Origin of the sequence: Nonomuraea maheshkhaliensis, from assembly GCF_039529435.1 — a bacterium.
In the GTDB taxonomy this organism is placed as follows: Bacteria; Actinomycetota; Actinomycetes; order Streptosporangiales; family Streptosporangiaceae; genus Nonomuraea; species Nonomuraea maheshkhaliensis.
In genome coordinates this window covers 1-8,416 of the sequence record NZ_BAAAMU010000221.1, presented here as the reverse complement: position 1 = coordinate 8,416, position 8,416 = coordinate 1, and the positions used below count along the sequence as shown (strand labels likewise).

7 protein-coding genes and 1 pseudogene are annotated in these 8,416 nt (G+C 72.0%); 5 read left to right on the top strand and 3 right to left on the bottom strand.

All coding sequences use genetic code 11. The features are described 5' to 3' along the window. Positions 1-142 precede the first annotated feature (142 nt). The 3 genes from ABFX54_RS54875 to ABFX54_RS54865 all read right to left on the bottom strand — a co-directional run bounded on the left by ABFX54_RS54875 (position 143) and on the right by ABFX54_RS54865 (position 4,577). Positions 143-2,173 (bottom strand): M14 family metallopeptidase, encoded by a 2,031-nt coding sequence (locus ABFX54_RS54875; protein ID WP_346115294.1) that lies wholly within the window; start codon positions 2,171-2,173, stop codon positions 143-145. Positions 2,174-2,274: 101 nt separating this feature from the next. Next, positions 2,275-3,075 (bottom strand): IclR family transcriptional regulator domain-containing protein, encoded by an 801-nt coding sequence (locus ABFX54_RS54870; RefSeq protein WP_346115293.1) that lies wholly within the window; start codon positions 3,073-3,075, stop codon positions 2,275-2,277. Between the two features lie 68 nt (positions 3,076-3,143). Beyond that, a complete protein-coding gene (locus ABFX54_RS54865) occupies positions 3,144-4,577 on the bottom strand; it encodes an amidohydrolase family protein (RefSeq protein WP_346115292.1) in 1,434 nt (477 codons plus the stop codon). Positions 4,578-4,752: 175 nt separating this feature from the next. Here ABFX54_RS54865 and ABFX54_RS54860 point away from each other — a divergent pair, with 175 nt between their 5' ends. From ABFX54_RS54860 to ABFX54_RS54840, 5 genes and pseudogenes are all read left to right on the top strand, one after another. After that, the gene (locus tag ABFX54_RS54860; RefSeq protein ID WP_346115291.1) at positions 4,753-5,913 is read left to right on the top strand and encodes a CaiB/BaiF CoA transferase family protein; all 1,161 of its coding nucleotides are present in this window, start codon (positions 4,753-4,755) and stop codon (positions 5,911-5,913) included. A 78-nt stretch (positions 5,914-5,991) separates the two neighbouring features. Then, entirely contained in the window at positions 5,992-6,804 is an 813-nt protein-coding gene (locus ABFX54_RS54855) for a citryl-CoA lyase (RefSeq protein WP_346115290.1), read from the top strand. Positions 6,805-6,821: 17 nt separating this feature from the next. Beyond that, on the top strand, positions 6,822-7,688 hold the full coding sequence (locus ABFX54_RS54850) for a DODA-type extradiol aromatic ring-opening family dioxygenase (RefSeq protein ID WP_346115289.1): 867 nt from the start codon (positions 6,822-6,824) through the stop codon (positions 7,686-7,688). Continuing rightward, positions 7,685-8,044 (top strand): hypothetical protein, encoded by a 360-nt coding sequence (locus ABFX54_RS54845; RefSeq protein WP_346115288.1) that lies wholly within the window; start codon positions 7,685-7,687, stop codon positions 8,042-8,044. Before ABFX54_RS54850 ends, ABFX54_RS54845 begins: the two co-directional genes overlap by 4 nt. Positions 8,045-8,156: 112 nt before the next feature. After that, a pseudogene (locus ABFX54_RS54840) lies at positions 8,157-8,416 on the top strand (quinone oxidoreductase family protein); the annotation flags it as partial.

Below are 8,416 nucleotides of genomic sequence, written 5' to 3'. Positions count from 1 at the left end.
AGCGCGGGCAGGCCGCCGGCCTGCGGCACGACGATCAGCGCGACCGCGCCGGCGACGCCGAGCAGGCGCGCGGGCAGCCGGGCGGGCGGTCTGGCAGGCGGACCGGCGGGCAGGCCGGCAGGTGGTCTGAGGCGCGGATCCATCACGGCTCCCGGTAGTCGGCGGCGATGCCGATCAGGGAGATCAGGCCCGAGGCGAACTCCATCGCCTCGGCGTGTCCCTCGCTGAACGGCGGCTGGAAGCCCACGCCCTCCCATCGGCGCGTCGAGGGGTTCCACAGGTCGGCGCCGACCTCGAAGTCCCACCCGTACACGCCGTAGTCGTACCACAGCTCGTCGGCCGAGTTCCCGGCCGCCGAGTACAGCACGTCCGTGACGGGGCCGGTCTGCTGCGACCAGATGACGGTGCCGCGCTCGGCGACGATGGCCTGCTCGATGGTGCGGGCCGAGCGCAGGAAGTACGCCTCCTCCTGGCGTGTCGGCCTGGGCAGGGCGACCCGGCCGTCGAGCTTGTAGGCGCCGGGCGGCCACATGAAGTAGCCGCCGTAGCTGTGCACGTTCATGGCGAACTTGATGTTGCGGTAGCGCTGCGCCAGCCAGATGACGTTGCGGCTCTCGGGCTCGGAGTGCTCCGACGGCCCGGCGTACGTGCCGGACTGGCAGTTCGCCGACGCGCCGAAGTAGCCGTCGGACAGCGAGCCGACGGCGTAGTTGCGGTTGACGTCCACGCCCCACGTGTTGCGCGCCGCCGGGTCGGCCTGCTGCGCCGGGCAGTGGTTGGTCATGTTCTTCCGCTGGGAGTTGAAGTCGTAGAAGCTGTAGTTCGCCCCGTCGGGGTTGACGGTCGGCACGATGAAGATGTCGGCACGGTCGAGCAGCCGCCGGGTGGCCTTGTCCCGGTCGTGGTTGCGCAGCAGCCGTTCGGCCGCCTCGATGGTGACCAGCGGCGTCACCCATTCCCTGGCGTGCTCCTGGGCGTAGGCCAGCACGCCGGTGCGCGAGCCGTCACGGCGGGTGCCGATGCGCAGGGCCAGCACCTGCGCGGGCGCGCGGGAGACGTCGGCGGGAGCGCTGAGGAAGTCGTCGAGCTGGACGGGCGGCGCGGGCGCCATGACGCCGGCGCCGGGGTCGGTGCGGTAGACGGAGGCCCTGACGGGCAGGCCGGGCGTGGCGTTGATCGCGGCGGCGACCTGGGCGGCGGTGCTGACCGGCGCGCCGGAGTCGTCGGTGGCCAGGCTGACGGCGACGAGCTTGCCGTCGATGCCGACCCGGAGCGGGCTGCCGGGCGTGCCGGGCCCGACGATCTCGACGGACAGGTCGTTGCCGCCCTCGGAGCCGTAGGCGGTCGAGGTGATCACGACGGCGGCGGCGGGCGCGGTGCCGATCAGCGCCTGGGCGTGGCGCCGGTAGCCGTTGGTCCGGTACGGCAGCGCGATCAGCTCGGTGAGCTTGGGGTAGCGCCGGTTCAGCGCCCTGATCCGCTCGTTGAGCTGCGCGGGCGTCATGTACTGGGTGACGAAGTCCTTCTGGTAGCCGGGGCCGGTCTTGGCCGGCCGGTCGCCGCCGGGCCATTCGGCCACCCGCGCCTCGGCCTTGCCGCCGCCCGCCGAGGTGACGGTGATCCGGGTCGGCTCGGCGTCGGCCGGGACGGGGGCGCTGAGCTGGTGGCCCAGGTAGACGCCGGCGTCCACGTACGCGACCATCTCGGCCCGCCCGCTCGTGCCGCGCCGGCCCTTCCAGGCGACGGTGAGCGTGGCGGCCTGGGCGGCGCTGCTGGAGGCCTCGACGGACAGGAAGTACCCGTCACGCGACTCGTACCAGACCGCCCGTTCGATGACGATCCGATCCTTGTCGGCGCCGGCCGTCGCGCTCGCCCGGGGCGCGGCGTCGGGGGCCAGGCTCGCGCCGAGCTGGGGCAGGGCGGCGAGCTGGGTGGGAGTGAGCACCGCGTCGACCTGGACGCTGCCGTCAGGCTGCGGGCGTACGCGTTCGGTGAGGTCGGCGCCGGACTCCACCAGCCGTTCCATCGCGGCCCTGTCGGGCACGGAGATGGTGACCAGCGAGACGGGCTCGGGATCGGCCGGCCCGGCGACGGCCGGGGCGGACGGCTGTGCGCCGAGAAACGCGGCGCCGACGATCAGTGTGAGGACGGCGGACACCCGTAAGCCGTGCATGTAGCCCCTTCCAGGGATCACCTGTATGGGGATCATTCAAAGCCGACAACCGGCCAACCGGCAAGACCCGTGACGTCATCGCCCGCCGGGCGGGCGGCCGGTCACGAGGCCGTGACGTGCGGCACCGCGTCGTAGGCGGCCCAGTCGGCGCTGATCGCGCTCGCCGTCTTGAGCAGCAGCGGGAGGTGCTCCTCGGTCAGCTTCTCGATCGAGGTCTCGGCGGCGTGGGCGTTGACGTTGACCGCCGCGATCACGTTGCCGAGCCCGTCGCGCAGCGGCGCCGCCACCGACCTTATGCCCAGGGCGAGCTGTTCGTCGGTCATCGCCCAGCCCTTGGCCCGCACGGCGCGCAGGGCCGCCTCGCGCTCGCTCGGGTCGGGCCGCCAGCGCGGCTCGATGCCGGAGCGGCTCGGCTCGGCCAGCACCCGCTCCACCTCGGCCGGGGACAGCGCGGCCAGCAGCACCTTGCCCAGCGAGGTCTGCAGCGCGGGGAAGCGGGTGCCGATCTGCACCGACAGCGCCACGATCTTCGGCACGGCGACCCTGGCCACGTAGACGATGTCGGAGCCGTCGAGCTGGGCGATCGAGGACGACTCGCGGGTCTGCGTGACCAGCGTCTCCAGGTGCGGCCTGGCCACCTCCCACAGCCCCATCGAGCGCACGTAGGAGACGCCCAGCTCCAGCACCCGCGGTGTGAGGGCGAAGCCGCCCCGCTCGGCCCTGGCGTAGCCCAGCTCCTGCAGCGTGAGCAGGATGCGGCGGGCCGTCGGCCGGGCCAGCCCGGTGGCGGCCGCCACCTCGGTCAGCGACATGACCGGGTATCCCGGCCGGAAGGCCCTGATGACGTCGAGGCCGCGGGCCAGCGCCTCGATGAAGTCAGGTCCGGTCTCACCACGTGCCATGTACGCCCTCACTCGCTCGGATCTGTCGGATCCGACTCTAGACGGTCGCCCGTCCGCACAGCGGCGGGTCAGAGGCGGTGCGTGGCGTCGCTGCGATAGTCCGTATACGTGTACGGGTTGTCCAGCACCTTCGCCGAGGGGATGTCGGGGTTCATGCCCTTCTCCCACGCCTCCTCCCCCATCGCGCCCTTGAGGTATTCGATCGTGCTGTCGGCCTGGGCGCGGACGGCGGCCAGGTCGACGCCGAGCAGGCGATGCTCGTGCTTGACCACGCGCCCGTTGACCAGCACGGTGTGCACGTCGCCGCGCTGCGCCTGGAACGCCACGTGCCCGAACGGGTTGAGCAGCGGAAACGACACGGGCGATGCGTCGTTCTTGATGAGCACGAGGTCGGCCTTCTTGCCGGGCTCGATCGTGCCGAGGTCGTCGCGGCCGATGGCGCGGGCACCGCCCCTGGTGGCCCAGTCGACGACCTGGTCGGCGCGCAGGGCGCAGTGGGTGACGGTCTCGCCCTTGGCGTGCGCCTCCAGGTGCTCGCGCGAGCGGTCGGCGCCGAGCGTGGTGCGCATGGCCGAGAACAGATCGCCGCTCCACCATACGCTGGTGTCCATGGACAGCGAGACGGGGATGCCGTGGGCGCGGATGGCCCACGTGGGCGGGTAGCCCTGGCCGGCGCTCTGCTCGCTCTCGGTGGAGACGGAGATCGAGCCGCCGGTGGCGGCGATGCGGTGGTAGGAGTCGGCCGACAGCGAGGCGGCGTGCACGTAGATGGTGCCGGGGGTCATGAAGCCGTGGTCGTACATGAGGCGGATGCCGTCGTCGCTGGTGGCGCCCCACACGCCGGCGTGGGTGGTGACCGTCGCGCCGAGCTCGCGGGCCACCTCGAAGGCGGGGCGCTCGGGGAAGGACGGGTCACCCGTCACGTCGAAGGCGATCTGGAAGCCGAGCAGGTCGTCGCCGGTGACGCGGCGGCGGACGAAGTCGCGGAACTCCGGCGCGGCCGTCCACTCGGCGGGCGGCTGCTGGATGTTGCCGTAGGCGAGCACGTACCGTCCTGGCACGGCCTGCAGCGCGTCGGCGGCGGCGTCGGCGTGGTCGGGGGTGCGCAGGCCGTGCGACCAGTCGACGACGGTGGTGACGCCGGCGTCGAGGGCCTCGATGGCGGCCAGGGTGTTGCCCGCGTGCACGTCCTCGGGCCGGAACAGCTTGCCGTGCTCCAGGTAGTACCAGACGAAGTACTGCGTGAGCGTCCAGTCGGCGCCGTAGCCGCGCATCACGGTCTGCCACATGTGCCGGTGGGTGTCGATCATGCCCGGCATGACGATGCCGCCGGAGGCGTCGATCTCGGCGGCGCCCTCGGGCGCCTCCAGTTCGGGGCCGACGGCGGCGATCCTGTCCCCGGTGACGAGGACGTCGGTGCGGGTGAGCACCCGCCTTCCGTCCATGGGCAGCACGGTGCCGCCGCGCAGCACCACGGGGCGTCCGGCCTCGAACTCGTTCATGGCACGCTCCTCGCTTGCGAACAGTCGTCCGCTGTACGGTCAACGCCACTGTGATGAGATGCCGCCCTACTGTCAAGATGGTTGACGCATCGGCTTTTCAGTGCTGGGATCGCCCTAGCGGACATACGTCCGTTGAGCGGACGGAAGACCTGAGCGAACGGAAGAATGGATCCGGATGACTGACCACGTGCCCGAGGGGCCGCTGTCCGGTGTGCTGGTGGCCGACTTCTCCCGGGTGCTGGCCGGCCCGTACGCCACGATGCTGCTGGCGGATCTGGGCGCCGACGTCGTCAAGGTCGAGGGCCCCGGCGGGGACGACACCCGCTCCTGGACGCCGCCCGCGCGCGGCACGGCCTCCACCTATTACCTGGGCGTCAACCGGGGCAAGCGCTCGATCGCGCTCGACCTGCGGCAGGAGGGCGACGCCGGGCTCGCCAGGGAGCTGGCCCGCCGGGCCGACGTGCTGGTGGAGAACTTCCGCCCCGGCGGGCTGACCAAGTACGGGCTCGACTACGACACCGTCAGCGCGGGCAACCCCGGCCTCGTCTACGCCTCGATCAGCGGGTTCGGGTCGGGGGCCGGCGCGCGGGTGCCGGGCTACGATCTGATGGTGCAGGCCATGTCGGGGCTGATGAGCCTGACCGGCGAGCCGGACGGGCCGCCCTACCGGGCCGGGATCTCCGTGTTCGACGTGATGGCGGGCAACCACGCGGTGATCGGCGTGCTGGCCGCGCTGCGCCACCGCGAGGCCACCGGGCAGGGGCAGCACGTCGAGGTCAACCTGATGTCGTCGGCCCTGACCGGGCTGGTCAACCAGAGCTCGGCGTACGTGGCGGGCGACGTGGTGCCGTTCCGGATGGGCAACGCGCATCCGAGCGTGTTCCCGTACGAGCCGCTGCCGACCGCCGACAACGACCTCATCGTGGCCGCCGCTAACGACGGGCAGTTCCGCAAGCTGTGCGAGGTGCTCGGCATCCCCGAGGTGGCCGACGACCCGCGCTTCGCCCGCAACGCCGACCGCACCGAGCGGCGGGAGGAGCTGCGGCCCCTGCTCGTCGAGCAGCTGGTGAAGCGGCCGGCCGACGAGTGGTTCCAGCTGCTGGTCGAGGCCGGCGTGCCGAGCGGGCCGATCAACACCATCGACGGCGGGTTCGCGGCGGCGGAGCGGTTCGGGCTGGAGCCCGTCGTGGTGGTCGGCGAGGGCGATCGGGCGGTGCCGACGACGCGGCACCCGATCCGCTTCTCCCAGACGCCCGCCGGGTACGCCCTGCCGCCGCCCGAGCTGGACGAGCACGGCGCCGAGCTGCGCAAGTGGCTGGAGGACGGACGTGACTGAGCGCTCGCGCGACGCCGCGATCCCGGGAGCGGACGTGACCGAGCGCTCACGCGACCTCCGCGGCCCTGGGGAGTGGACGTGACTGAGTACCCGACCGCGCTAGGGGCGTCGACGCCTGACACGATCACCCTGCTGGGCCGCGACCTGGCCACCGACGTGATGGGCGAGGTGGGCTTCGGTGAGCTGGCCTTCTGGCTGGCCACGCAGCGCCGCCCGTCACCGGGCGAGGTCCGCGTGTTCGAGGCCGTGCTGGCCGCGCTGGCCGACCACGGCTTCACGCCGACCGCGATCGTGACGCGGCTGACGTACCTGTCGGCCCCGGATTCGGTGCAGGGGGCGCTGGCCGCGGGCCTGCTCGGCGGCGGCTCGCGCTTCCTCGGCGTCACCGAGGACTGCGGCCGCTTCCTGCACGAGGTGGTCGCCGCGCACGACCCGCTGCCGGCCGAGGAGTCCGACTGGGACGCGCTCGCCCTGGACACCGTACGGGCCCGCCGCGAGTCCGGGCGCCTCATCCCCGGGCTCGGCCATCACGTGCACAAGAACGGCGACCCGCGCACGCCCAGGCTGTTCGAGATCGCGGCCGAGGAGGGCCTGGTCGGGCCGCACCTGTCGCTGTTCGCCGCCATCGGGCGCGTGCACCCGCAGGTGCTCGGCCGCACGCTGCCGCTCAACGGCGCCGGCGTCTGCGGCGCGGCGCTGGCCGACCTGGGGCTGCCGCTGGAGCTGCTGCGCGGGTTCGCGCTGCTGGCCAGGACCGCCGGGCTCATCGGGCAGCTCGCCGAGGAGCTGCGCCGGCCGGTGGCCAATGAGATCTTCCTGTCCGTGGACCTGAACAACCGGTCCATTCCGCCCGAGCCGTTCCCATCCCCCGACGGAGGTTCGCATGACTGAGGTCATCGGAGGTTCGCATGGCTGAGGTCGTCGCGGTCATCGCGTCCACCCACCACCCCTTCTACTACCGCGCCAGCACCGCCACCGGAGAGGACCGCCCGCCGTTCGCCGACGAGTGGGTGCGCAAGGTGGAGGCGTTCCGGGAGACGCTGACCAGGGCCAGGCCCGACGTGCTGGTCATGGTCGGCTCCGACCACTTCCACCAGCTGTGGCTGGACAACATGCCGCAGTTCCTGATCGGCAAGGCGCCCTTCTACGACGCCAACTTCTACAACGAGGAGCGCGAGTTCGGGCTGCCGCGCATGGTGTGCCAGGGGCAGGAGGACCTGTCGGGGTACATCCTGCGCGAGGGCATCGACGCCGGCTTCGACCTGGCCTTCTCGAACGAGCTGCGGATCGACCACTCGATCACGTGCCCGATCATCACCCTGCGCCCGCAGAACGACCTGCCGATCGTGCCCGTCTACACCAACATCTTCGCTCCTCCCCTGCCGCGGCCGAAGCGGTTCGTGCAGCTCGGGCGGACGATCAGGCAGCTGGTGGAGTCGTGGCCGGCCGAGCAGCGGGTCGCGATCATCGGCACCGGGCACCTGTCGCTGGAGCTCGGCGGGCCGCGCCAGTTCGGGCCGCACGGGCCCGACCCCGAGTTCGACCGCAAGGCCGTCGAGTGGATCTCCTCGGGCGACATCGAGGGCTGTCTGGCCGAGGTCACCCTCGACAGCCTGCACCTGCCGGGCAACGCCACCCACGGGTTCATGGACTTCATGCTGATGATGGGGGTGGCCGGCGAAGGCCGTAAGGCGGACTACGTGGACACCTACGACCTGTTCCACACCATGGAGGCGTACTTCACCTGGTACCCGGACGGAGGCGCCGGCGCATGAGCAAGTACCTGCTGAACAAGTTCCTGTTCACCGTGGACCGCGATCCCGAGCTGGTCGAGCGCTACCGCGAGGAGCCGCGCGCCACGGTGGAGTGGTGGGAGGGCGAGTACGCCAACCGCATCCTCGGCTGTCACAGCGGCGAGGCGTCCACCTGGCTGCGCTTCGACGACGTCGAACGGGAAGCGCTGGCGGCGCACGACTATCCGCGGCTGTTCGAGCTGGGGGCGCATCCGTTCCTGACGCTGACCCTCTTCATCGCGATGTTCGAGCGCGACCATCCGCCGCTGGGCTTCCAGACGGAATACGCGCGGCGGCTGTCGCACATGTCGCTGCCGTACCCGGACATCGCCACCTGACCCTGTTATCGGAAGCGGCGGTCCCGGAGGTCCGGGGCCGCCGGTAGGCGTACGACGCGGGAGCCCGATGATGCGTGCCCTCCAGATCGACGAGTGCGGTCGACCGCCGGCCGTGGCTGAGCGCCCGGAACCGGTGCCGGGTCCCGGGCTGGAACCGGTGCGGGTCGTCGCCGCGCCGATCACCCCGCTGGACCTGCTGTGTGCGACCGGAACGTCCTACTTCGGGACGCCCGCGCTGCCGTACGTGCCCGGCGTCCAAGGTGTGGGGTCGGCCGGCGGGCGGCTCGTGTGGTTCCCGACCTCGGCCGGGATGGCTCCGGGGGACGGCAGCATGGCGGAGCTGGCCCTGGCGCGGGCCGAGGACCTGGTCGA

Bases quoted from the DNA above. Each gene is read 5' to 3' on its own strand.
- ABFX54_RS54875 (WP_346115294.1), bottom strand. From the start codon at position 2,173: ATGCACGGCTTACGGGTGTCCGCCGTCCTCACACTGATCGTCGGCGCC.
- ABFX54_RS54870 (WP_346115293.1), bottom strand. From the start codon at position 3,075: ATGGCACGTGGTGAGACCGGACCTGACTTCATCGAGGCGCTGGCCCGC.
- ABFX54_RS54865 (WP_346115292.1), bottom strand. From the start codon at position 4,577: ATGAACGAGTTCGAGGCCGGACGCCCCGTGGTGCTGCGCGGCGGCACC.
- ABFX54_RS54860 (WP_346115291.1), top strand. From the start codon at position 4,753: ATGACTGACCACGTGCCCGAGGGGCCGCTGTCCGGTGTGCTGGTGGCC.
- ABFX54_RS54850 (WP_346115289.1), top strand. From the start codon at position 6,822: ATGGCTGAGGTCGTCGCGGTCATCGCGTCCACCCACCACCCCTTCTAC.
- ABFX54_RS54845 (WP_346115288.1), top strand. From the start codon at position 7,685: ATGAGCAAGTACCTGCTGAACAAGTTCCTGTTCACCGTGGACCGCGAT.